The sequence below is a fragment of the Methylosinus sp. DMC45 genome (genome assembly GCF_056313885.1).
The window spans coordinates 234,516-256,927 of sequence record NZ_JBQUZK010000035.1; the positions used below are offsets into that span (position 1 = coordinate 234,516).

Sequence of the window (22,412 nt, forward strand, 5' to 3'; positions counted from 1 at the left end):
TTTCCTCTTTTTTTGTTCGCTTTTTTCGTGCGTCGGCGGGCGGCGTCAGAAAACGTCCAGAGGAAGCTTGAGATAGCGTGCGCCATTGTCCTCCGGCGGCGGCAAGCGGCCGCCGCGCACATTCACCTGCACCGACGGCAGGATCAGATGCGGCAGCTCCAAGGTCGCGTCGCGATGCGTGCGCATCTCGACGAATTCGTCCTCGCCGATGCCGTCATGCACATGGACATTGCCCTTGCGCTCGGCGCCGACCGTCGTCTCCCAAGCAAAGGAGTCGCGGTTCGGCGCTTTGTAGTCGTGGCAGAGGAACAGCCGCGTCTCGTCCGGCAGCGCCATCAGCCGGCGGATGGAGCGATAGAGCGCGCGGGCGTCGCCGCCGGGAAAATCGGCGCGCGCCGTGCCATAGTCGGGCATGAACAGCGTGTCGCCGACAAAGGCGGCGTCGCCGATCACATAGGCGACATCGGCCGGCGTATGGCCGGGCACATGCAGCGTGATCGCCGGAATCTCGCCGATCGCGAAAGTCTCGCCATCCTCGAACAAATGATCGAATTGCGAGCCGTCGCGGGCGAACTCCGTCCCGAAATTGAAGACCTTGCCGAAGACGTTCTGAACCGTGGTGATCTCGCGGCCGATGGCCAGCTTGCCGCCGAGCTTGGCCTGGAGATAGGGCGCGGCGGAAAGGTGATCGGCATGGGCGTGGGTTTCCAGCAGCCAGTCGACCATCAGACTTTCATTATTTACGTAAGCGATGATCTCGTCTGCGCCCTTGGTCGAGGTGCGGCCGGACGCCGCATCGAAATTCAGCACGCTGTCGACGATCGCCGCATGGCGCGTCGCTGGATCATAGACGACATGCGACGCGGTAAATGTCGGCTCATCGAAGAAGGTTTCGACCTGGACAGCCGGCCGTTTCGCGGCGGCGAGGATTTGCTCCTTGGCGCGCTCTAGCGCTGCATCCGTCATGGCGACCTCCTCTTTAATTTCACAATTACATTGTTTATGTAAATAAATGGCCAGCTTGTGTCAAGCCCGGAATGGGAGCAGAGGAAATCCATGGAAAAAGAACCGATTCCGGCTTCGACGACGGGCGTGCGGGCGCTGCGCGTCGGCGATCTCGCGCCGGTTTTTCAGGCGCGCTCCACCGGCGGCGAGATTCGTCTCGATCAGTTCCGCGGCCGCTGGCTGATCTTCTTTTCGCATCCGGCGGATTTCACGCCGGTCTGCACCAGCGAATTCGTGGCGCTGGCCCGCGCCGCGCCGCGTTTCGAAGCGGTGGGCTGTGCGCTGCTGGGGCTCTCGGTCGACAGCCTCTATTCGCATCTCGCCTGGGTGCGGGCGATTCGCGACCTTTTCGGCGTCACCGTCCCCTTCCCCATCGTCGAGGATCCGACCATGACCATTGGTCGCGCCTATGGAATGTTGGACGAGACCGCCCGAGATTCCTCTGCGATGCGCGCGACCTATTACATCGACCCGCAGGGCGTGGTGCGCGCCCTCACCTGGTATCCGCTGACGGTCGGCCGCTCGGTGGAGGAGATGCTGCGCCTCGTCACGGCGCTGAAGAAGGCGGCCTCCGGCGAGGTGATGACGCCGGAGGGCTGGACGCCCGGCGGCGATCTTCTGCTGCCGCCGACCAACGCCGCGCAGGACGCGCTCGCGCCCGGCGCGACCGACAGCTGGTTCTATCGGACTTGCAAAGATTCAGGCAAATGACCGCACTGCAAAGGACAGCACTGTACGAATCGCGCGAGCGCGCCAATGAGGCCGCCGAAAGGCTGAAGATTTTCGCGCAGCCGCAGCGGCTGATGATCCTGTCCTATCTCCTCGCCGGCGAGCACACGGTCGGCGAGATCGAGGCCGCGACCGCGATTCAGCAGCCAGCCTTGAGCCAGCAGCTCGCCGAGCTTCGCCGCGCCGAGCTGGTGGAGACGCGCCGCGCCGCCAAGCAGGTCTTCTACCGCCTGGCCGACGCCAAGGTGACGCTCTGCGTCAAATGCGTGGAGGCGATCTTCGAAGGCGCCGCCGACCCCCAAGGCGCCCTCGCCGAAGCGCTGCGCGCGCCGCAAGCGGCGACGGAGGCGCCAGGCAAGGCCGGCGCGGCGGCGTTCGCGAAGATCGTATAGCCGAGGGTCGTGATGTCAGGCTCCTCGCATCCAGCCCGCCTTCCATGATATTCACGAGACCATGACGAGAGCCGCCGAGACCCGAGGCGCGGCCAAGCCGCTGTTCTCCTATCGCAAGCATTGGGCGCATCGCTTCGGCGTCGCGCCTTTTCTGCCCATGTCGCGCGCCGAGATGGACACGCTCGGCTGGGACAGCTGCGACATCGTCCTCGTCACCGGCGACGCCTATATCGACCATCCGAGCTTCGGCATGGCCATCATCGGCCGCCTGCTGGAGGCGCAGGGCTTTCGCGTCGGCATCATCGCCCAGCCGGATTGGCGCGACGCTTCCGCCTTTCGCGCGCTCGGCAAGCCGAACCTCTTCTTCGGCGTCACCAGCGGCAATATGGATTCGATGGTGAACCGCTACACCTCCGACCGGCGGCTGCGGCACAATGATTCCTACACGCCCGGAGGCGAGGGTGGCAAAAGGCCGGACCGTTCGGTCATCGTCTATGCGCAGCGCTGCCGCGAGGCGTTTCCCGATGCGCCCATATTGCTCGGCGGCATAGAGGCGTCGCTGCGGCGCATCGCCCATTACGACTATTGGTCGGACAAGGTCCGCCGCTCCATTCTCTTCGACGCCAAGGCCGATCTGCTGCTCTATGGCAATGCCGAGCGGGCGCTGGTCGAGGTGGCGCATCGCATCGCCAAGCACGGCATGGCGCAGGATTTCTCCGATGTGCGCGGCCTCGCCTTCACGCGCGACGCGACGCCGGAGGGCTGGCTCGAGGCCTCGGCCGAGGACATCGACGAGCCCGACGAAGGCCGCATGCGCAAGGACGCGCAGAGCGAGGCTGTCGTCATTCGCCTGCCTGCTTTCGAGCAGGTCGCCAATGATCCCGAATCCTACGCGCGCGCCTCGCGCGTGCTGCATCGGGAGAGCAATCCCGGCAATGCGCGGCCGCTGACGCAGCGTCATGGAACGCGCGACATCTGGCTCACGGCGCCGCCCATTCCGCTGACCATGGCGGAGATGGACGGCGTTTATGATCTGCCCTTCGCGCGCGCGCCGCATCCCTCCTACACGCAGGCGATTCCGGCCTGGGAGATGATCCGTCATTCGGTGACGATCATGCGCGGCTGCTTCGGCGGCTGCTCCTTCTGCTCGATCACCGAGCATGAGGGCCGCATCATTCAATCGCGCTCGGAAGGCTCGATCCTAAAAGAGATCGAGACGATCCGCGACAAGACCGAAGGTTTCACCGGCATCATCTCCGACATTGGCGGGCCGACGGCGAATATGTATCGCCTCGCCTGCAAGGATCGCGAGACGGAGGCGCTGTGCCGGCGGCCCTCCTGCGTCTATCCCGATATTTGCAAGAATCTGGAGACCAGCCATGACGCGCTGATCCAGCTCTATCGCAAGGCGCGCGCGCTTCCTGGCGTCAAGAAGGTGATGGTCGCCTCTGGCGTGCGCTATGATCTCGCGGTGAAGAGCCCGGCCTATGTGCGCGAGCTGGTCGAGCATCATGTCGGCGGCTATCTGAAAATCGCGCCCGAGCATACGGAGAGCGGTCCGCTCTCAAAGATGATGAAGCCGGGCATCGGCTCCTACGACCGCTTCAAGCGTCTGTTCGACGCCGCGGCGCAGGCGGCCAAGAAGCAATATTTTCTCATCCCCTATTTCATCGCCGCGCATCCCGGCACGAGCGACGAAGACATGATGAATCTGGCGCTGTGGCTGAAGAAGAACGGCTATCGCGCCGATCAGGTGCAGACCTATCTGCCCTCGCCCATGGCGCTGTCGACGGCCATGTATCATTCGGGCTTCAATCCGTTGAAGCCGGTGCGCCGCGGCGCGTCGGAAAAGGTCGACGCCGTGAAGGGCCTGCGCCAGCGGCGCTTGCACAAGGCCTTTCTCCGCTATCACGATCCCGAGAATTGGCCAGTGCTGCGCGAGGCGCTGAAAGCCATGGGCCGCGCCGATCTCATCGGCCCCGGCAAGCATCATCTCGTGCCGGGCTGGCAGCCGGCGGGCACCGGCAAGGCCGGCGAAGGCCGCCGCACAGGTCAGAAAAGCGCGCGGCCGCAGTCGCGGGAATTCCGAACGAATGGACTGCGCTCGCGCGGGCCTTGAACGCTTCGAGCTGCGCGAACTCTCGATGAAGCGCCGACTCTGCTCCCTCTCCCGCGAAAGCGGGGGAGGGGGCGCTCAGCGGACGCGAGACTCAAAACGGAATGTCGTCGTCCAGCTGATCCGCCAAGCGTCCGCCGCCGGCCGGCGCCGGCGAGCGCTCGGCGGGCGCACGCTCCATCGGCGAGGAACGGCCGAAGCTGGAGCCGCCGCCGCTCGACTGATAGGAGCCGCCGCCGCCTTCGTAATCGCCATCGTTGCGGCCGCCGCCCTTGCTGTCGAGCAGCTGAAGCTCGCCGCGGAAGCGTTGCAGCACGACATCCGTCACCTTGCGCTGCACGCCGTCCTTATCCTGATATTCGCGCGACTGCAGCTGGCCCTCGAGATAGACTTTGGAGCCCTTGCGGCAGTACTGCTCGGCGACCTTCCCCAAATTCTCGTTGAAGATCGACACATTGTGCCACTCGGTGCGGTCCTTGCGTTCGCCCGTGTTGCGATCACGCCAGGACTCCGTCGTCGCCACGGAAAAGGAGACGACGCGGTCCCCCGAAGGCAGCGTGCGCACTTCTGGATCGCGGCCGAGATTGCCGACCAGAATGACCTTATTGACCGCCATGACGCTTCTCCGCCTCGATGATGCTCGCGGCACCTTAGTCCGAAACGCGCGGGCGCGAAGGCGTTCCGCCGCCTTGTCCACAATTCACGCGCTGTTCTTTTTTTGTTCTAGCATCTCCCTCCCCGGCGCGCAACGCCTCGACGGATCGCTCATTGAGGATCCGACGACGAGGATCGTCGTCGGGCCTCCTGTGGGAAGCGACGGCCTTTGACGGAAGCAATTCGGGATGGTCGTTTCGCCGAGGCCCCGGCCGGCCCCGCGGACGAGAACTTTCTCTACCGCGTCGCCCCCAGGGGGCGATTTTCTCATTTCGATGAATGTTGTGGTGAGCGCGATGGGACTCGAACCCATGACCCTCTGATTAAAAGTCAGATGCTCTACCGACTGAGCTACGCGCTCGCTGGAACTCGCTTCGCGCCGCGGGGCTGCGCCCGCGCGGCTCGTCGTGACCCGGCGGCTCGACCCCTACCTGTTGGCGAGGGGCCGGTCAACCCCGGCTCGAGCGGATCGTTCCCTCATGCCAGCCACTTCACATAGAGCACGAACAGCCAGAACAAGACCGCCGAGACGATCGTCGTCGCGACGGCCTTCATCCACAGCTTGGGGGCCACGGGCGCGCCCGGATCCCCTCCCGCCGGCGTGTCGCCCTCCTCTTCCGAGGAGCGGACGCCGAAAGGAAGGATCGCGAACAGCACGATCCACCAGATCGTCAGATAGATCGCCACGGCGAGCGGCGTCGTGAATGGCAAGATCCGCGCTCCTCGACCTTTCGCTCGGGCTCCCGCCCTCGCTCGTTCAGGCCTGCTCGAGCTCCACCAGGGCCCCGTTGAAATCCTTCGGATGCAGGAAGAGCACCGGCTTGCCATGGGCGCCGATCTTCGGCTCGCCATCGCCCAGCACGCGCGCGCCGGCGGCTTTCAGCTGGTCGCGCGCCGTCAGAATGTCATCGACCTCATAGCAGAGATGATGAATGCCGCCGGCCGGATTTTTGGCGACGAAGCCGGCGATCGGCGATCCTTCGCCGAGCGGCTGCAGCAGCTCGATCTTGGTGTTGGGCAGCTCGACGAAAACGACCGTGACGCCGTGCTCGGGAAGAGACTCCGGCTCGGAGACCTTGGCGCCGAGCGTATTTTTATATGTCGCCGTCGCCGCCGCGAGGTCCGAGACGGCGATGGCCACATGATTCAAGCGTCCGATCATGACGTTTCCCTGAAATTTCTCCAGAGACCTAAATGCGTCATCACGCCTCGATGATCAATACATGCACTTGCGGTTTCTTGCCCCACACCGCATTGACGCTGGCGCGCACCGCGCGCTCCACCGCCGTCGCGGCGGCGTCGAAATCCCGTCGCTTCTGCCGCGGCAGATTGTCGAAGGTGCGGAAGATGGCGTCGTCAACCACCTCGCCCATATCCGCGCCGTCGCGCCCCTTTTTGGGCAGGCCGGAGATCAGCACATCGGGATCGCCGACGAGATCGCCGCGCTTGTCGATGGCGAGCGCCAGCGACACCACGCCGGAAAAGCTCAGCCGCGCGCGCTCGCGCACCGCGCCGTCATCCTCGGAGATCAGCACGTCGCCGTCCTTCAGCAGGCGCCCGGTCGGCGCCTTGCCGACAATCGCCGGCGCGCCCGGAAACAGGCGCACGATGTCGCCATTGCGGGCGCCGATCGTCGTCTCGACTCCCTTGCCCCTGGCGAAGGCGGCATGGACGGAGAGATGATGCCCCTCGCCATGCGCCGGCACCGATATGCGCGGCCGCACCCAATCATAGAGCTGCGCGACCTCGCCGCGGCGCGGATGGCCGGAGCAATGGACCAGATGATCGTGATCGGTGATGACCTCGACGCCCTGGTCGCAGAGCTTGTTGACGACCCGATGCACCTCCCGCGTATTGCCGGGAATGGCGCGCGAGGAGAAGATGACCGTATCGCCGGACGCGAGCTTGATGACCGGGTGCTCCTTCTCGGCGACGCGCGCCATGGCGGCGCGCGGCTCGCCCTGGCTGCCAGTCGCCAGCACCACGATCTTGTCGCGCGGCAGGGCGGTGAACATGTCGAGCGACAGAAAAGGCGGCAGTCCGTCGAGAAAGCCGCATTCGCGCGAAACCTGAATGACGCGCTCCATGGCGCGGCCGGCGATGACGACGCTGCGCCCGGCCGCCTGCGCCGCCTCCGCCACGGCGCGAATGCGCGCGACATTGGAGGCGAAGGTCGTCACCAGCACGCGCTGCTCGGCGTCGCCGATGAGCTTGCGCAGCGTCTGCGCGACATCGCTCTCGGAGAAGCTGTCGCCCTCGCGCAGAATATTGGTGGAATCGCAGATGAGCGCGTCGACGCCCTCGTCGCCGAGCGCCGTCAGCCGCGCGGCGTCGATGCGATGGCCGACGCCGGGCTCGGGGTCGATCTTCCAGTCGCCCGTGTGGATCGCGAGGCCGGCCGGCGTGCGGATCGCCAGCGCATTGGCCTCCGGAATCGAATGCGCGACGGCGACGAATTCCACGTCGAAGGGGCCGATGTCGAGACGCTGGCCCGTCGCCACGGTGACGACCTTTATGTTGGGCGAACCCGCCTCCTGCAGGCGGCGCGCCTCCAGCAGGCTCGCGGCGAATCGCGTCGCATAGACGGTGCAGCCGAGCTTGGGCCAGAGGAAGGAGAGCGCCCCTATGTGATCCTCATGGGCGTGGGTGATCACCAGCCCGACGAGATCGCGGCGGATCTTCTCGACGAAAGTGACGTCGGGCATCAAGAGATCGACGCCGGGCAGCTCCGGGCCGGGAAAGGCGAGGCCGCAATCGACCATCAGCCATTTGCGCGTCTTCGGCGGGCCGAAACCATAGAGAGCGGCGTTCATGCCGATCTCGCCGAGACCGCCCAAAGGCGCAAAGACGAATTCGCTCACTTCCTCATTCATCGGCCACGCTCCGGCTCGGGCCGGGCCGCCGCGAGGGCCGGCAAGAAGATGTCTCCCGCTTCTATGGCGCGACGGCCGCTGCGGGTCGAAATAATGAGGCGCCCGTCGGCGTCTATGGTCTCAAAAAGGCCGGAGACCGTCTCGCGCGGAAGACGCGCCTCGATCTCCCCGCCCAATCCCGCCGCATGGCCGAGCCAGCGCTCGCGAAGCGCTGCGAAGCCCGAGCCGCCCGCCCAGAGGGCCAGCGTCTCCTCCATTTTGTCGGAGAGCAAAGCAAGCAGCGCGCCGGCCGAAGGACCGCCCAATCGCGACAAATCGCTCGCCGGGTAAGGAAGATCGGCCGGCGCGGAGACGCAATTGACCCCTATGCCGATGACGCAGCCGAAGGGCGCGCCCTGCCCCGCCGGCTGAACGCCCTCGAGAAGAACGCCCGCCAGCTTCTCTCCATCGAGCAGCACGTCATTGGGCCATTTGAGCGCGAGCCTTTCGGCGGCGCCGGTCGCCTCTATCAAAGCGGAGATCGTCGCGAGGCCCGCAGCGAAGCCGAGCTGCGGCGCCAGCGCCGCCGGGCCGAAGCCGGAGACGAGCAGGCTAGCGTGGAGATTTCCCTCGATCGAGCTCCAATTGCGGCCGAGGCGGCCGCGCCCCTTGGTCTGGCGTGCGGCGACGACCCACAAGGGACCAGGATCGCCCGACTCGGCCCGACGCTTGGCTTCGTCATTGGTCGAGTCGATTTCGCTGTAAATCTCGAGACGAACCCCGCGCGAACGCGCGCGGTCGCCGAGCCTCACGCCCTCCATCGGGCTCAGAACAGCGACTTGGCGGCGGCCGTCGCAGCCTCGACCACGGGAGCCGGATAGAGCCAGAAGCCGAGCAGGAACACGGTCGAGACCGCGAGCACCGCGCGCAGCGACAGAGGCGATTGGTCGAAAGCCGGCGCCGGCTCGTCGAAATAGATCACCTTGACGACGCGCAAATAATAGAAGGCGGAGATCGCGCTCGCCAGCACGCCGACGATGGCGAGCGGATAGAGCCCGGCGTCCACCGCCGCCAGCAGCACGTAATATTTCGCGAAGAAGCCGGCGAGCGGAGGCACGCCCGCGAGCGAGAACATCAGCATGGCGAGGAAGAAGGCCGCCGTCCCATTATTGCGGGAGAGGCCCGAGAGATCGCTGATCTTCTCGACCGGACGACCCTCGACGCGCATCTGCAAGATGGCGGCGAAGGCGCCGAGCGTCATCACCAGATAAATGGCGAGATAGATGGCGACGCCGCGCACGCCCGCCTCATTGCCCGCCGCGAGGCCGACCAGGGCGAAGCCCATATGGCCGATCGAGGAATAGGCCATCAGGCGCTTGATGCTGGTCTGGCCGATCGCTGCAAAGGAGCCGAGCAGCATGGAGGCGATGGCGAGGAAGATGACGATCTGCTGCCACTGCCCGACAATGCCCGGAAAGGCCGTAAAGACGATGCGCGCGGTGATCGCCACGGCGGCCATCTTCGGCGCCGAGGCGAAGAAAGCCGTGACCGGCGTCGGCGCGCCCTCATAGACGTCCGGCGTCCACATATGGAAAGGCGCGGCCGACATTTTGAAGGCGAGGCCGGCCAGCACGAAAACGAGTCCGAAGATCACGCCGAGCGGCGGCGCGCCGGTGATCGCCTTGGCGATTCCGTCGAAGGAGATCGTCCCCGAGAAGCCGTAGAGCAGCGAGGCGCCATAGAGCAGCATGCCGGAGGAGAGAGCGCCGAGCACGAAATATTTGAGGCCGGCCTCCGAAGCGCGGGCGTCGTCGCGGTCGAAGGCGGCGACGACATAGAGCGCCAGCGACATCAGCTCTATGCCGAGATAGAGCGCGATGAGATTATCCGCCGAGACGAGCAGCAGCATGCCGATCGTCGACAGAATCACCAGCACCGGAAACTCGAAATTGCCGAGCTTGGCGCGCTGCAGATAGTCGCGCGACATCAATATTGTGACGAGCGAGCCGATCAGCGTGAGCACTTTGACGAAGCGCGCGAAAGCGTCATCGACGAAGGCGCCCTCGAAGAGCGAGGCCTCCGAGGTATGGCCGAAGAACAGCGCCAGAATGGCGAGGCCGAGCAGCCCCGCCGCGAGCTCGTTGACGAGGCCGAAGGCGCGCGTCCCGCGCCAGGCGCCGATGAGAATCAGCGCCAATACGCCGAGGGCGAGGATGGTTTCCGGCAGGAAGTGATGCGCGAGGGCGGTTGAGAACGACATCGTCAGCGACCGATCATTGAGCGGCCTGGGCGACGACATGCGCCGCATTGGCCAGGGCCGTGTGAGATTGCAGGAGATTGGCGACGGCGGCCGCGGAGGCGTCGATGATCGGCTGCGGCCGCACGCCGTAATAGATGGTCAGCGCGATGAGCGGCACGAAGAGGACGAGCTCCCGCGCCGAGAGATCGCTGATCGTCTGCAACGACGGCTTCTCCAGCGCGCCGAACACCACGCGACGGTAGAGGTAGAGCGCATAGGCCGCCGACAACACCACGCCCGATGTCGCGAACAGCGCCACCCAGCTATTGGCGACGAAGGCGCCGGTGAGGGTCAGAAACTCGCCGACGAAGCCGGACGTGCCCGGCAGGCCGACATTCGCCATGGTGAAGATCATGAAGGTGACGGCGTAGAGCGGCATGCGATTGACGAGGCCGCCATAGGCCGCGATCTCGCGCGTATGCATGCGGTCGTAGATCACCCCGACGCAGAGGAAGAGCGCGCCGGAGACGAAGCCATGCGAGATCATCAGGAACATGGCGCCCTGCACGCCCTGCGTCGTCAGCGTGAACAGGCCCATTGTGACGAAGCCCATATGCGCGATCGACGAATAGGCGATGAGCTTCTTTATGTCCTCCTGCACCAGCGCGACCAGCGATGTGTAGATGACGGCGATCACCGACAGCGCATAGACGAGCGGCGCGAAATAGGCGGACGCGTCCGGGAACATGGGGAGAGAGAAGCGGATGAAGCCATAGCCGCCCATTTTCAGAAGAATGGCGGCCAGGATCACCGAGCCCGCGGTCGGCGCCTCGACGTGGGCGTCCGGCAGCCAGGTGTGGACCGGCCACATGGGCATCTTCACCGCGAATGAGGCGAAGAAGGCGAGCCACAGCCAAATCTGCATCGACGGCGGGAATTTCGTCTCGAGCAGAGTGACGATATCCGTCGTGCCCGTCTTGCCGTAGATCGCCAGAATGGCGATCAGCATCAGCAGCGAGCCGGCGAGCGTGTAGAGGAAGAATTTGAAGCTGGCGTAGACGCGCCGCTTGCCGCCCCAAATGCCGATGATGAGGAACATCGGAATGAGGCCGCCCTCGAAGAAGAGGTAGAAGAGCACGAGATCGAGCGCGCAGAACACGCCGATCATCAGCGTCTCGAGGACGAGGAAGGCGACGAGATATTCCTTCAAGCGAAACTTCACCGATTCCCAGGAGGCGAGAATGGCGAAGGGCGTCAGGAAGGTCGTCAGCAGCACGAAGGGAATGGAGAAGCCGTCCACGCCCATTTTATAGGTGAGGCCGGACCCGAACCAGGCCCTCTCCTCGACGAGCTGGAAAGCGGCGCTCGCCGTGTCGAAACGCCCCCACACGACGAGCGAGAGCAGGAAGACGACGATCGTCGTCAGCAGCGCAGCCCATTTGGCGTTGCGAAGCGTCGCCTCGCTCTCGCCCTTCAGCGTGAGGATGAAGGCCGCGCCGACCAGCGGCAGAAAAGTGAGGCCGGTGAGAATGCCGAAGCCGAACATCAGCGCAGACCTCCTGCGACGAACCAGGTGACGACCGCCGCGACGCCGATCAGCATGGCGAAGGCGTAGTGATAGACATAGCCGGTCTGCAGCTTCACCGCGAGGCGGGCGCCGTCGACGACGCGAGCGGCAATTCCGTCCGGGCCGAGCCCGTCGATGATGCGTCCGTCGCCGCCCTTCCACAGCAGCCGACCGAGCGCGAAGGCGGGACGCACGAAGATCGCGTCATAGAGCTCGTCGAAATACCATTTGTTGAGCAGGAAACGGTAGAGCCGCGGAAAGGCGTGCGCGATCTTCTTCGCCGTGCCGGGCGCGAGCTGATAGACGAAAAGCGCGCCGAGGAAGCCGAGGATCATCATCACCGTCGCGGCATAGGACACCCAATGCGGGATCTCATGCATGGCGTGGAGAATGTGATTGTCGTGGCCGGTATAGAGCGCGCCCTTCCAGAACTCGTCATAGCCATGGCCGGCGAAATCGCCGATGAACACCGCGCCCGCCGCCACCGCGCCCACCGCCAGAACAGCGAGCGGGATCAGCATGACGATCGGCGACTCGTGCGGCGCATGATGGCCGTGGCCGTGAGCGTCATGGGCATGATCGTCATGACCGTGAGCGTCCGCATGACCGTGAGCATGCGCGTGATCGTCGTGGCCATGCGCGGCATGAGCGTCCGCATGAGACTCCTTCGCCTTGCCGAAGAAGGTCATGAAGACGAGACGCCAGGAGTAGAAGGAGGTGAGGCCCGCCGCCACCACCGTCGAGACGAAGGCGAGATAGGCGACGCTGCGGTGCTCGCCGGCGGCAAAGGCCGCCTCGATGATAGCGTCCTTGGAGAAGAAGCCGGCGAAGCCGAGCTCGGTTCCCGGAATGCCGACGCCGGTCAGCGCCAGAGTGCCGATCGTCATCATGGCGAAGGTGAAGGGAATCTTGTTCCACAGCCCGCCCATGTTCCGCATGTCCTGCTCGTGATGCATCGCATGGATGACCGAGCCGGCGCCGAGGAACAGCAGCGCCTTGAAGAAGGCGTGGGTGAAGAGATGGAACACGCCGAGCGAATAGGCGCCGACGCCTTCCGCCACGAACATATAGCCGAGCTGCGAGCAGGTCGAATAGGCGATGACGCGCTTGATGTCGTTCTGCACGAGGCCGATCGTCGCCGCGAAAAAGGCGGTGATGGCGCCGATCAGCGTGACGAAGGCGAGCGTGTCCGGCGCATATTCGAAGATCGGCGACAGGCGCGCGACCATGAACACGCCGGCCGTCACCATTGTGGCGGCATGGATGAGGGCGGAGACCGGCGTCGGGCCTTCCATCGCGTCCGGCAGCCAGGTGTGCAGCAGGAATTGCGCGGATTTGCCCATCGCGCCGATGAACAGCAGGAAGGTCGCCAGCGTCAGCGCGTCGAAATCGGCGCCGAACACATGAATCTTATGGCCGGCTATGCCGGGAACGGCGGCGAACACCTGCTCGAAGCTCAGCGATTGGGTAAGCTGGAAGACCAGGAAAATGCCGAGCGCGAAGCCGAAATCGCCGACGCGGTTGACGACGAAGGCCTTGATGGCGGCGGCGTTGGCCGAAGGCTTCTGATACCAGAAGCCGATGAGGAGATAGGAAGCGAGGCCGACGCCCTCCCAGCCGAAGAACATCTGCACGAGATTATCGGCCGTCACCAGCGAGAGCATGGCGAAGGTGAAGAGCGACAGATAGGCGAAGAAGCGCGGACGAGCGGGGTCTTCGTGCATATAGCCGATCGAGTAGAAATGCACGAGAGCCGAGACGCTGGTCACGACGACCAGCATGACGGCGGTCAGCGAGTCGACGCGCAAAGCCCAATCGACGCTGAGCTTGCCCGAGGTGAACCAATTGGCGAGCACCGGCGCGCTCGCATGGCCATGGCCGAGCGCGACGTCGAAAAACTCGATCCAGGAGAAGCCGCAGGCGATGAACAGCAGCGTCGTCGTCACGAGCTCGGACGCTCGCGCGCCGATGCGCCGTCCGAATAGGCCCGCGATGAGAAAGCCGATGAGCGGCAGAAAGACGATTGCTTGGATCATCGGCGCTCAGCCCTTCAGAGAGTTGATGTCCTCGACCGCGATCGTGCCGCGGTTGCGGAAATAGGTGACGAGAATGGCGAGGCCTATGGCCGCCTCCGCCGCCGCCACCGTGAGGATGAACAGGGCGAAGACCTGGCCGGTCAGATCGCCGAGCGAGGCCGAGAAGGCCACGAGGTTGATGTTCACCGCCAGCAGGATCAGCTCGACCGACATCAATATGATGATGATGTTCTTGCGGTTGAGAATGATGCCGGCGACGCCGAGCGTGAACACGATCGCCGAGACGACGAGATAATGGGTGAGGTCGACGACCATTGCTGCGATCCCCTCAGACGCCCGCCCGCGAGGGCACTTTCTTGATCTCGATGACATTGTCGCGCGTGCGCGCGTTCTGCTCCTCGATCTTCTGCCGCTTGACGCCGGGACGGTGATGCAGCGTCAGCACGATCGCGCCGATCATCGCGGTGAGCAGCACCAGGGCCGAGGCCTGGAAGAAGAGGAAATATTTCGTGTAGAGCACCTGCCCGAGCGCGGCCGTGTTGGAGACGCCGGCGACGATCGGCGCCGCGGCGGCTTCTTTCGCCCCGGGCGCGCTCTGCCAGCCGAGCGCGAGCAGGCCGAGCTCGCCGAGCACCACGGCCCCGACGGCGGCGCCGACCGGCAGATGCTTGCTGAAGCCCTGGCGCAGCTCGGCGAAATCGACGTCCAGCATCATCACCACGAAGAGGAACAGCACAGCGACCGCGCCGACATAGACGACGACGAGGATCATGGCGAGAAATTCGGCCCCGGCGAGCAGGAAGAGCCCCGCGCCATTGACGAAGGCGAGGATGAGAAAGAGCACCGAATGAACCGGATTGCGCGAGACGATCACCGCGAAAGCCGATGCGATCAGCACCGCCGAGAAAAGATAGAAGAATGCCACAGCCACTTTGTCGTCCTCTCTCGAGCGTCTCGTTGCGTCCGGCTCTCGTTGCTTCTCAGCGATAAGGGGCGTCGAGCGCGATGTTGCGCGCGATCTCGCGCTCCCAGCGCGCGCCATTCTCGAGCAGGCGCTCCTTATTGTAGTAGAGCTCCTCGCGCGTCTCGACGGCGAACTCCTGGTTCGGACCCTCGACGATGGCGTCCACCGGGCAGGCCTCCTGGCAGAAGCCGCAATAGATGCATTTCACCATGTCGATGTCGTAGCGCGTCGTGCGGCGGGTTCCGTCATTGCGGCGCGGGCCGGCCTCGATGGTGATGGCCTGCGCCGGGCAAATCGCCTCGCAGAGCTTGCAGGCGATGCAGCGCTCCTCGCCATTGGGATAGCGGCGCAGCGCATGCTCGCCGCGAAAGCGTGGCGAGATCGGGTTCTTCTCGTGCGGATAGTTGAGCGTCGCCTTCGGCTTGAAGAAGTAGCGCATCGACAGGAAGAAGGCGGCGATGAACTCACTGAGGAAGAGCGACTTGGCCGCAGAATCGAGCTTCATGACCTCACTCCCTTAGTTCGCGCCCGCCGAGCCGGCGAATTGCAGAATGCCGGCGACGACGATGACCATGACGAGCGAGATGGGCAGAAACACCTTCCAGCCGAGCCGCATGAGCTGGTCGTAGCGATAGCGCGGCACGAAGGCCTTCACCATGGCGAAGAAGAAGAAGAAGAATGTGACCTTGAGGACGAACCAGATCACGCCGGGGATCAGGGTGAAGGGCGCGATATTCACCGGCGGCAGCCAGCCGCCGAAGAAGAGGATCGTCAGCAAGGCGCACATGGTCAGGATCGCCACATATTCGCCGAGCATGAACAACATGTAGGGCGTCGCCGAATATTCGATCATGAAGCCGGCGACCAGCTCCGACTCGGCTTCCACCAGATCGAAGGGCGGGCGGTTCGTCTCGGCCAGCGCCGAGATGAAGAAGATGATGAACATCGGCAGCAGGCGCAGCCAATACCAGCCGAGAATGCCGTATTGCGAATCCTGCGCGCGAACGATCTCGGTGAGATTGAGCGAGCCGGCGCAGAGCAGAACGGTGATGATGACGAAGCCGATCGAGACCTCGTAGGACACCATTTGCGCGGCCGAGCGCAGCGCCGACAGGAAGGGATATTTCGAGTTCGACGCCCAGCCGCCCATGATGATGCCATAGACGCCGAGCGAGGAGATGGCGAAAATATAGAGAATGCCGACATTGAGATCGGCGACCGCCCAGCCGTCATTGACGGGGATGACGGCCCAGGCCGCGACAGCGAGCATGGCCGTGACGAAAGGCGCCAGCAGGAACACGCCCTTATTGGCCGTGTCCGGGATCACCGGCTCCTTGAGCACGAATTTGAGCATGTCGGCGAAGCTCTGGAGCAAGCCCCAGGGGCCGACGACATTGGGTCCGCGGCGCAGCTGCACGGCGGCCCAGACCTTGCGATCGATGTAGATCGCATAGGCGAGATAGACCAGCAGAACGACCGTCAGAACGACGCTCTTCACGATGATCAGGAGAAGGTTCAGCAGCCAGCCGTCGATCACGTCCTTGCTCCTATTCCGCCGCTTGCTTCAGTCGATCCAGCGCCAGCGCCGAACATTCCGCCATTGTGGCCGAGGCGCGCGCGATCGGATTGGTGAGATAGAAATCCGTGATCGCAGGCGCGAAATCGTCCTTCCACGCGGTCGCCGGCTGCAGCGCCACCGCCTCGAGATCGGCCGCCGAGGCGGAGCCGATCTGATCGAGCCGCAGGAGATGCGGATGCGCCTCGCCGAGCTTGGCGCGCAGCTGCTTTTGCGAGTCGAAGGGCAGCGGCGCGCCGAGAGCGCCCGAGAGAGCGCGCAGTATCGCCCAATCCTCGCGGGCGTCGCCCGGCGGGAAGGTCGCGCGCAGCGCCTCCTGCACACGGCCTTCCGTGTTCACATAGAGGCCGAATTTTTCCGTATAGGCCGCGCCCGGCAGAATGACGTCGGCGCGATGCGCGCCCTTGTCGCCATGCGTGCCGATATAGACGACGAAGGCGCCCGGCTCGATCGCGATTTCATCGGCGCCTAGATTGAAGACGAGATCGAGCGCGCCGGCCTTGGCGATTTCCGCCGCATCGAGCCCGCCCTGCCCCGGCGTGAAGCCGAGATCGAGCGCGCCGACGCGGGACGCCGCCGTATGCAGCACGCTGAAGCCGTTCCAGCCGTCCGACAATCCGCCATGCTTCTTGGCCGCCTGAGCGGCGAGCGCCAGAATGGCGCGGCCGTCGGGACGCGCCAGCGCGCCCTGCCCGATCAGCACGAGGCGCTTGGCGGAGCCCGTCGGCGCGCTTTCGACGAAGCGCGCCAGAGCGTCGGGGCCGGCGCCGAGATAATCGTAATCATAGGTCAGATCGGCCTTTTCGCCGATCAGCGAAATGTGGAAATCGCCCTTCAGCCAGCGCTTGCGGATGCGCGCATTGAGCACGGGCGCTTCCTTGCGCGGATTGGAGCCGATGATCAGCAGTGAATCCGCCTCGTCGACGCCGGCGATGGTGGCGTTGAAGAGATAGGAGGCGCGGCCGAAGCGCGGATCGAGCTTGGCGCCGTCCTGACGCGCGTCGAGATTGGCGCTGCCGAGCCCCTCGACGAGGAGCTTCAGCGCGTAGATCTCCTCGAGCGCGGCGAGATCGCCGACGAGCGCGCCGATCTTCTCGGCCTTCGTCGCTTTGGTCTTGGCGGCGACAATGGCGAGCGCCTCCTGCCAGGTCGCGGGACGCAGCCGGCCGTTCTCACGAATATAGGGGCGATCGAGGCGCTGCGCCTTCAGACCATCCACGACCTGGCGCGTCTTGTCAGAGATCCACTCCTCATTCACCGCCTCGTTGAGACGCGGCAGAATGCGGATCACCTCGCGGCCGCGAGCGTCGACGCGGATCGCCGAGCCCAGCGCATCCTGCACGTCGATGGTCTCGGTCTTCTGATACTCCCACGGACGAGCGCGGAAATTCTGCGGCTTGGGCAGGAGCGCGCCGACGGGACAGAGATCGGTCACATTGCCCTGCAGCTCCGACGTCATCGCCGTCTGCAGATAGGTGGTGATCTCCATATCCTCGCCGCGGCCGATCGCGCCCATGTCGCTGGTGCCGGCGATCTCCGCCGTGAAGCGCACGCAGCGGGTGCAATGGATGCAGCGGGTCATCGCCGTCTTGACGAGCGGACCGATATATTTGTCCTCGACCGCGCGCTTGTTCTCGGCGTAGCGCGAGCTGTCGCCGCCGAAGGCGAGCGCCTGATCCTGCAAGTCGCACTCGCCACCCTGATCGCAGATCGGACAGTCGAGCGGATGGTTGACGAGCAAAAACTCCATCACGCCTTCGCGCGCCTTCTTCACCATGGGCGATTTGGTGAAGACTTCCGCCGGCGCGCCATCTGGGCCGGGACGCAGATCCTTGACCGCGATGGCGCAGGAAGCCTGCGGCTTGGGCGGGCCGCCCTTTACCTCGACGAGGCACATGCGGCAATTGCCGGCGATCGACAGACGCTCATGGAAGCAGAAGCGCGGCACCTCGGCGCCGGCCTCCTCGCAGGCCTGCAGCAGCGTATATTCGGCCGGAACGTCGACCTCGACGCCATCGACGAGAATTCTGGTCATTGGAATGCCCTACTCCGCCGCCACGCGCACCGGATCGGGATGCGGATTGGCCGCATAACGATCGATGCGCTTCTCGATTTCGCCACGGAAATGATTGATGAGACCCTGGATCGGCCAAGCCGCAGCATCGCCGAGCGCGCAGATCGTGTGTCCCTCGATCTGCTTCGACACGTCGAACAGCATGTCGATCTCGCGCTTGTGAGCGCGGCCTTCCGCCATTCGGGTGACGACGCGCCACATCCAGCCCGTGCCTTCGCGGCAGGGCGTGCATTGGCCGCAGCTCTCATGCTTGTAGAAATAAGAGATGCGGGCGATGGCGCGGATGATGTCGGTGGACTTGTCCATGACGATCACCGCCGCCGTGCCGAGGCCCGAGCCGAGCTTGACGAGGCTGTCGAAATCCATCGGACAGTCGAGGATCTGATCCGCCGGCACGAGGCGCACCGAGGAGCCGCCGGGAATGACAGCGAGAAGATTGTCCGAGCCGCCGCGCACGCCGCCGCAATGACGATCGATCAGCTCGCGGAAGGGAATGGACATGGCCTCTTCCACATTGCACGGCTTGTTCACATGGCCGGAGATGGAGAAGAGCTTGGTGCCCGTGTTATTGGGCTTGCCGATGCCGGCGAACCAGCTCGCGCCGCGACGCAGGATCGTCGGCGTGACGGCGATGGATTCGACATTATTGACCGTCGTCGGGCAACCGTAGAGGCCGACATTGGCCGGAAACGGCGGCTTTAGCCGCGGCATGCCCTTCTTGCCTTCGAGGCTCTCGATCAGCGCTGTCTCCTCGCCGCAGATGTAAGCGCCGGCGCCGTGATGGACGTAGAGATCGAAGGGATAGCCGTGAATATTGTCCTTGCCGATGAGGCGCGCCTCATAGGCCTCGTCGATCGCCTTCTGCAGCGCGACGCGCTCGGCGATGAACTCGCCGCGCACATAGATATAAGAGGCGTGCGCGCCCATGGCGAAGGAGGCGATCAGCGCGCCTTCGATCAGCGTATGCGGATCATTGCGCATGATCTCGCGATCCTTGCAGGTGCCCGGCTCCGACTCGTCGGCGTTGATGACGAGATAGGACGGACGCAAAGGATCCGGCGTCTTGGGCATGAAGGACCATTTGAGGCCGGTGGAGAAGCCGGCGCCGCCGCGACCGCGCAGCCCCGAATCCTTGACCTCTTGAATGATCTTGTCGCGGCCGAGCTCCAGCAGCGCCTTGGTGTTGTCCCAGGCGCCGCGCGAACGGGCTCCGGCGAGGCTCTTGTCGCCTATGCCATAGAGATTTGTGAAGATGCGGTCTTTGTCGGCGAGCATTGGTCGTTCACTCCGCCTGCGCTTTGGCGCCGTCGCCGTAGAAAGAAGTGAGGCTCGTCAGCGCGCCTTCCGGCTCCGAGGAGACACGGCCCGTCTGCGAGCCGATCTTCACCGGCCGGCCGGCGGCGAGATCGTCGAGGAGCTTCTCGAAATTCTCGACCGTCAAATCTTCGTAATAGTCGTCGTTGATCTGCACCATCGGCGCATTGCAGCAGGCGCCGAGGCACTCGACCTCGAGCCAGGAGAACAGCCCGTCGGCCGTCACATGACGCTGCGGGCCGACGCGGCGCTCTAGCACGGCGATCAGCTCGTCGGAGCCGCGCAGCATGCAGGGCGTCGTGCCGCAGAGCTGGATGTAGAATTTGCCGACCGGCTCGAGATTGAACATCGTGTAGAAGGTCGCGATCTCGAGCACGCGGATATAGGGCATGCCCAGCGTGTCCGCGACATTCTCGATCGCCTTTTGCGGCAGCCAATAGTCGTTCTGCTTCTGCGCCTGCCACAGCGCCGGCACGACCATGGAGGCCTGACGGCCGTCGGGATATTTGGCGATCTGCGCCTCGAGCCACGCCTTGTTCTCGGGCGTGAATTCGAAGCTCGCGGGCTGCTCTTCGGCGAGACGACGTATGGACATCAGCGATCGACCTCCCCGAAGACGATATCGAGCGAACCAAGGATCGCCGAGACGTCGGCGAGCAGATGGTCCTTGCAGAGAAAATCCATGGCTTGCAGATGCGCGAAGCCCGGCGCGCGCAGCTTGCAGCGATAGGGCTTGTCGGTGCCGTCGGAGACGAGATAGACGCCGAACTCGCCCTTGGGGGCCTCGACCGCCGCATAGACCTCGCCGGCCGGCACCTTGAAGCCTTCCGTGTAGAGCTTGAAGTGATGGATGAGCGCTTCCATCGAGCGCTTCATCTCCGCGCGCGGCGGCGAGCAAATCTTATTGTTCACCGTCGCCACCGGGCCGCGATTCTCGGCCTTCAGCAGCTTATCGACGCATTGCTTCATAATGTAGGTCGACTGGCGCATCTCCTCCATGCGGATCACCGCGCGGTCGTAGCAATCGCCATTCTTGCCGACAGGAATGTCGAACTCCATCTCCTCGTAGCAGTCGTAGGGACGCGCCTTGCGCAAATCCCAGGGCGCGCCGGAGCCGCGCACCATCACGCCGGAGAAGCCGAATTTCCACGCGTCCTCGAGCGAGATGACGCCGATGTCGGCGTTGCGCTGCTTGAAGATGCGGTTGCCGATGAAGAGCTCGTCGAGATCCTCGAGGACCTTCAGGAACGGGTCGCAGAATGCGCCGATATCCTCGACGAGCCGATCCGGCAGATCGCGGGCGACGCCGCCCGGACGGAAGTAATTGGCGTGCATGCGCGCGCCGCTCGCCCGCTCATAGAAGACCATGAGCTTCTCGCGCTCCTCATAGCCCCAGAGCGGCGGCGTCAGCGCGCCGACGTCCATGGCTTGCGCGGTGACGTTGAGGAGATGCGAGAGAAGTCGGCCGATCTCGGCGTAGAGCACGCGGATCAGCTGGCCGCGACGCGGCACCTCGACCTCGAGCAATTGCTCGATCGCGAGACAGAAGGCGTGTTCCTGATTCATCGGCGCGCAATAGTCGAGCCGATCGAAATAAGGCACGTTCTGCAGATAGGTGCGCGCCTCCATCAGCTTCTCGGTGCCGCGATGAAGGAAGCCGACATGCGGATCGCAGCGCTCGACCACCTCGCCGTCGAGCTCGAGGATCAGGCGCAGCACGCCATGCGCGGCCGGATGCTGCGGGCCGAAGTTGAGATTGAAATTTCGCAGGCTCTGGTCGTTCATCGTGACAGTCCCAGCGGGGAGAGCGAATAGCGAGTAGCGAGTAGCGAGTAGTGGGTCATGTCGTCGCCACTCCTGTCTTTCGTTGAAGCGAGCGGGTCAGCGCACGCAGCATTCGGCCTATCTCGTCGCTGCGCGCCAACAAAGGCGTCACGGCGCTCGCGGATGCAAGCCCGACTCTGTCGGCGAGCATCAAGTGCGTTTCCAGCTCTTTGAGCGATCCCTGGGCGTTTCTCAAGAATTGGACGAACGACCCCGTTGTCTCGCGGCCATGGCCTTCCGCGATATTCGCGGCCACCGACGCGGCCGCACGACGAATTTGCGAGGTCATTCCGTACATTTCTTCCCTCGGAAACCTACCTGTGAGTTCGTAGCAATCGACAGCGAGGTTCATCGCGTCCTGCCAGACCTTGAGATCTCGATACGATTGAAATCGAGGTCTGTCCATGATCGACTCAAGCCCTCTATTCGCTACTCCCTATTCGCTATTCGCCCTCTCACTTGCTCGCCTTCTCGTCGCCGGGGAGATCGTATTGCACGCCCTCCCAAGGCGAGAGGAAATCGAACTTCCGATATTCTTGGGTGAGATTCAGGGGCTCATAGACGACCCGCTTGCGCTCGTCGTCGTAGCGCACCTCGACATAGCCGGACATCGGGAAATCCTTGCGCAGCGGATGACCGTCGAAGCCGTAGTCGGTCATGATGCGGCGAAGGTCTGGATGGCCGTCGAACAGCACGCCGAAGAGATCGTAGGTCTCGCGCTCGAACCAGTCGGCGCCGGGATAGAGGCTGGTCAGCGAGGCGACGGGCGTGCTCTCGTCGGTCTGCGTCTTCACGCGAATGCGCTGATTATGCTTTGGCGAGAGGAGGTGCAGCACGACGTCGAACCGCAGATCGCGCTCCGGGTAATCGGCCGCGGTGATGTCGGTGAAGCTGACGAAGAGGAATTCGGGATCGTCGCGCAGCACGCGCGCGGCGTCGAGCCAGCGCGAGCGCTCCACTTCGACGGTGAGCTCGCCATAGGCGATCTTGAGGCCCTTCACCACGCCCGGCAGGGCCGCGGCGACCTTCTCGCCGAGCTTTTCGAGTTCCGCGCTCATTTCTCACCCTCG

22 protein-coding genes and 1 tRNA gene are annotated in these 22,412 nt (G+C 64.3%); 3 read left to right on the forward strand and 20 right to left on the reverse strand.

Going from position 1 to position 22,412, the window contains the following annotated elements; all coding sequences use genetic code 11:
• Nucleotides 1–45: 45 nt before the first annotated feature.
• Nucleotides 46–966: an MBL fold metallo-hydrolase gene (locus ACT53T_RS09300; protein ID WP_476160994.1), complete on the reverse strand. Its 921-nt coding sequence runs from the start codon at nt 964–966 to the stop codon at nt 46–48.
• Nucleotides 967–1,056: 90 nt separating this feature from the next.
• On the opposite strand from ACT53T_RS09300, the gene ACT53T_RS09305 reads away from it, so the two are divergent.
• The 3 genes from ACT53T_RS09305 (at nt 1,057) to ACT53T_RS09315 (ending at nt 4,245) form a co-directional block, all read left to right on the forward strand.
• Nucleotides 1,057–1,716: a peroxiredoxin gene (locus ACT53T_RS09305; RefSeq protein ID WP_476160995.1), complete on the forward strand. Its 660-nt coding sequence runs from the start codon at nt 1,057–1,059 to the stop codon at nt 1,714–1,716.
• A complete protein-coding gene (locus ACT53T_RS09310) occupies nt 1,713–2,126 on the forward strand; it encodes an ArsR/SmtB family transcription factor (RefSeq protein WP_476160996.1) in 414 nt (137 codons plus the stop codon). The genes ACT53T_RS09305 and ACT53T_RS09310 overlap by 4 nt, the downstream gene beginning before the upstream one ends.
• Before the next feature lie 61 nt (nt 2,127–2,187).
• The gene (locus ACT53T_RS09315; RefSeq protein ID WP_476160997.1) at nt 2,188–4,245 is read left to right on the forward strand and encodes a YgiQ family radical SAM protein; all 2,058 of its coding nucleotides are present in this window, start codon (nt 2,188–2,190) and stop codon (nt 4,243–4,245) included.
• Nucleotides 4,246–4,336: 91 nt separating this feature from the next.
• Here ACT53T_RS09315 and ssb read toward each other — a convergent pair whose 3' ends face one another.
• The 19 genes from ssb to ACT53T_RS09410 form a co-directional block, all read right to left on the reverse strand.
• Nucleotides 4,337–4,858 carry a single-stranded DNA-binding protein gene (gene ssb, locus ACT53T_RS09320; protein WP_400768543.1) on the reverse strand — a complete coding sequence of 174 codons (522 nt, stop codon included), beginning with the start codon at nt 4,856–4,858 and terminating at the stop codon, nt 4,337–4,339.
• 323 nt (nt 4,859–5,181) lie between these two features.
• Nucleotides 5,182–5,257, reverse strand: a tRNA-Lys gene (locus ACT53T_RS09325).
• A gap of 116 nt (nt 5,258–5,373) precedes the next feature.
• Nucleotides 5,374–5,607, reverse strand: a complete 234-nt coding sequence (locus tag ACT53T_RS09330; RefSeq protein ID WP_400768544.1) for a DUF1467 family protein — start codon at nt 5,605–5,607, stop codon at nt 5,374–5,376.
• 46 nt (nt 5,608–5,653) lie between these two features.
• The gene (mce, locus tag ACT53T_RS09335; protein WP_018265952.1) at nt 5,654–6,058 is read right to left on the reverse strand and encodes a methylmalonyl-CoA epimerase; all 405 of its coding nucleotides are present in this window, start codon (nt 6,056–6,058) and stop codon (nt 5,654–5,656) included.
• 40 nt (nt 6,059–6,098) lie between these two features.
• The gene (locus ACT53T_RS09340) at nt 6,099–7,769 is read right to left on the reverse strand and encodes a ribonuclease J (protein ID WP_476160998.1); all 1,671 of its coding nucleotides are present in this window, start codon (nt 7,767–7,769) and stop codon (nt 6,099–6,101) included.
• Complete coding sequence (locus ACT53T_RS09345; protein WP_476160999.1) at nt 7,766–8,569, reverse strand: biotin--[acetyl-CoA-carboxylase] ligase; 804 nt, start codon at nt 8,567–8,569, stop codon at nt 7,766–7,768. The genes ACT53T_RS09340 and ACT53T_RS09345 overlap by 4 nt, the downstream gene beginning before the upstream one ends.
• A 5-nt stretch (nt 8,570–8,574) precedes the next feature.
• Nucleotides 8,575–10,008, reverse strand: a complete 1,434-nt coding sequence (nuoN, locus tag ACT53T_RS09350; protein ID WP_476161000.1) for an NADH-quinone oxidoreductase subunit NuoN — start codon at nt 10,006–10,008, stop codon at nt 8,575–8,577.
• A 13-nt stretch (nt 10,009–10,021) separates the two neighbouring features.
• Entirely contained in the window at nt 10,022–11,533 is a 1,512-nt protein-coding gene (locus ACT53T_RS09355; RefSeq protein ID WP_476161001.1) for an NADH-quinone oxidoreductase subunit M, read from the reverse strand.
• Nucleotides 11,533–13,590 carry an NADH-quinone oxidoreductase subunit L gene (gene nuoL, locus ACT53T_RS09360; protein WP_476161002.1) on the reverse strand — a complete coding sequence of 686 codons (2,058 nt, stop codon included), beginning with the start codon at nt 13,588–13,590 and terminating at the stop codon, nt 11,533–11,535. The genes ACT53T_RS09355 and nuoL overlap by 1 nt, the downstream gene beginning before the upstream one ends.
• A 6-nt stretch (nt 13,591–13,596) precedes the next feature.
• Nucleotides 13,597–13,905 carry an NADH-quinone oxidoreductase subunit NuoK gene (nuoK, locus tag ACT53T_RS09365; RefSeq protein ID WP_018265958.1) on the reverse strand — a complete coding sequence of 103 codons (309 nt, stop codon included), beginning with the start codon at nt 13,903–13,905 and terminating at the stop codon, nt 13,597–13,599.
• Nucleotides 13,906–13,918: 13 nt separating this feature from the next.
• Nucleotides 13,919–14,521: an NADH-quinone oxidoreductase subunit J gene (locus ACT53T_RS09370; RefSeq protein WP_476161003.1), complete on the reverse strand. Its 603-nt coding sequence runs from the start codon at nt 14,519–14,521 to the stop codon at nt 13,919–13,921.
• A 49-nt stretch (nt 14,522–14,570) separates the two neighbouring features.
• Nucleotides 14,571–15,059, reverse strand: a complete 489-nt coding sequence (gene nuoI, locus ACT53T_RS09375) for an NADH-quinone oxidoreductase subunit NuoI (protein ID WP_142863920.1) — start codon at nt 15,057–15,059, stop codon at nt 14,571–14,573.
• Between the two features lie 12 nt (nt 15,060–15,071).
• Nucleotides 15,072–16,091: an NADH-quinone oxidoreductase subunit NuoH gene (gene nuoH / locus ACT53T_RS09380; RefSeq protein WP_018265961.1), complete on the reverse strand. Its 1,020-nt coding sequence runs from the start codon at nt 16,089–16,091 to the stop codon at nt 15,072–15,074.
• 10 nt (nt 16,092–16,101) lie between these two features.
• On the reverse strand, nt 16,102–18,165 hold the full coding sequence (gene nuoG / locus ACT53T_RS09385; protein WP_476161004.1) for an NADH-quinone oxidoreductase subunit NuoG: 2,064 nt from the start codon (nt 18,163–18,165) through the stop codon (nt 16,102–16,104).
• Between the two features lie 9 nt (nt 18,166–18,174).
• A complete protein-coding gene (nuoF, locus tag ACT53T_RS09390) occupies nt 18,175–19,479 on the reverse strand; it encodes an NADH-quinone oxidoreductase subunit NuoF (RefSeq protein WP_036286463.1) in 1,305 nt (434 codons plus the stop codon).
• Between the two features lie 7 nt (nt 19,480–19,486).
• Nucleotides 19,487–20,113 (reverse strand): NADH-quinone oxidoreductase subunit NuoE, encoded by a 627-nt coding sequence (gene nuoE, locus ACT53T_RS09395; protein WP_476161005.1) that lies wholly within the window; start codon nt 20,111–20,113, stop codon nt 19,487–19,489.
• Nucleotides 20,113–21,303 (reverse strand): NADH-quinone oxidoreductase subunit D, encoded by a 1,191-nt coding sequence (locus ACT53T_RS09400; protein WP_018265965.1) that lies wholly within the window; start codon nt 21,301–21,303, stop codon nt 20,113–20,115. The genes nuoE and ACT53T_RS09400 overlap by 1 nt, the downstream gene beginning before the upstream one ends.
• A gap of 55 nt (nt 21,304–21,358) precedes the next feature.
• Nucleotides 21,359–21,748 (reverse strand): four helix bundle protein, encoded by a 390-nt coding sequence (locus tag ACT53T_RS09405; protein ID WP_476161006.1) that lies wholly within the window; start codon nt 21,746–21,748, stop codon nt 21,359–21,361.
• A 49-nt stretch (nt 21,749–21,797) separates the two neighbouring features.
• Nucleotides 21,798–22,400, reverse strand: a complete 603-nt coding sequence (locus tag ACT53T_RS09410) for an NADH-quinone oxidoreductase subunit C (protein WP_024879545.1) — start codon at nt 22,398–22,400, stop codon at nt 21,798–21,800.
• Between the last annotated feature and the right edge of the window lie 12 nt (nt 22,401–22,412).

Coding starts and splice junctions, on each gene's coding strand:
- ACT53T_RS09310 (WP_476160996.1), top strand. CDS start 1,713: ATGACCGCACTGCAAAGGACAGCACTGTACGAATCGCGCGAGCGCGCC.
- nuoN (WP_476161000.1), bottom strand. CDS start 10,008: ATGTCGTTCTCAACCGCCCTCGCGCATCACTTCCTGCCGGAAACCATC.
- nuoK (WP_018265958.1), bottom strand. CDS start 13,905: ATGGTCGTCGACCTCACCCATTATCTCGTCGTCTCGGCGATCGTGTTC.
- ACT53T_RS09410 (WP_024879545.1), bottom strand. CDS start 22,400: ATGAGCGCGGAACTCGAAAAGCTCGGCGAGAAGGTCGCCGCGGCCCTG.
- ACT53T_RS09315 (WP_476160997.1), top strand. CDS start 2,188: ATGACGAGAGCCGCCGAGACCCGAGGCGCGGCCAAGCCGCTGTTCTCC.
- nuoG (WP_476161004.1), bottom strand. CDS start 18,165: ATGACCAGAATTCTCGTCGATGGCGTCGAGGTCGACGTTCCGGCCGAA.
- ACT53T_RS09345 (WP_476160999.1), bottom strand. CDS start 8,569: ATGGAGGGCGTGAGGCTCGGCGACCGCGCGCGTTCGCGCGGGGTTCGT.
- nuoL (WP_476161002.1), bottom strand. CDS start 13,590: ATGATCCAAGCAATCGTCTTTCTGCCGCTCATCGGCTTTCTCATCGCG.
- ACT53T_RS09405 (WP_476161006.1), bottom strand. CDS start 21,748: ATGGACAGACCTCGATTTCAATCGTATCGAGATCTCAAGGTCTGGCAG.
- ACT53T_RS09400 (WP_018265965.1), bottom strand. CDS start 21,303: ATGAACGACCAGAGCCTGCGAAATTTCAATCTCAACTTCGGCCCGCAG.
- ssb (WP_400768543.1), bottom strand. CDS start 4,858: ATGGCGGTCAATAAGGTCATTCTGGTCGGCAATCTCGGCCGCGATCCA.
- nuoI (WP_142863920.1), bottom strand. CDS start 15,059: ATGAAGCTCGATTCTGCGGCCAAGTCGCTCTTCCTCAGTGAGTTCATC.
- mce (WP_018265952.1), bottom strand. CDS start 6,058: ATGATCGGACGCTTGAATCATGTGGCCATCGCCGTCTCGGACCTCGCG.
- ACT53T_RS09355 (WP_476161001.1), bottom strand. CDS start 11,533: ATGTTCGGCTTCGGCATTCTCACCGGCCTCACTTTTCTGCCGCTGGTC.
- nuoE (WP_476161005.1), bottom strand. CDS start 20,113: ATGTCCATACGTCGTCTCGCCGAAGAGCAGCCCGCGAGCTTCGAATTC.
- ACT53T_RS09305 (WP_476160995.1), top strand. CDS start 1,057: ATGGAAAAAGAACCGATTCCGGCTTCGACGACGGGCGTGCGGGCGCTG.
- nuoF (WP_036286463.1), bottom strand. CDS start 19,479: ATGCTCGCCGACAAAGACCGCATCTTCACAAATCTCTATGGCATAGGC.
- ACT53T_RS09340 (WP_476160998.1), bottom strand. CDS start 7,769: ATGAATGAGGAAGTGAGCGAATTCGTCTTTGCGCCTTTGGGCGGTCTC.
- ACT53T_RS09300 (WP_476160994.1), bottom strand. CDS start 966: ATGACGGATGCAGCGCTAGAGCGCGCCAAGGAGCAAATCCTCGCCGCC.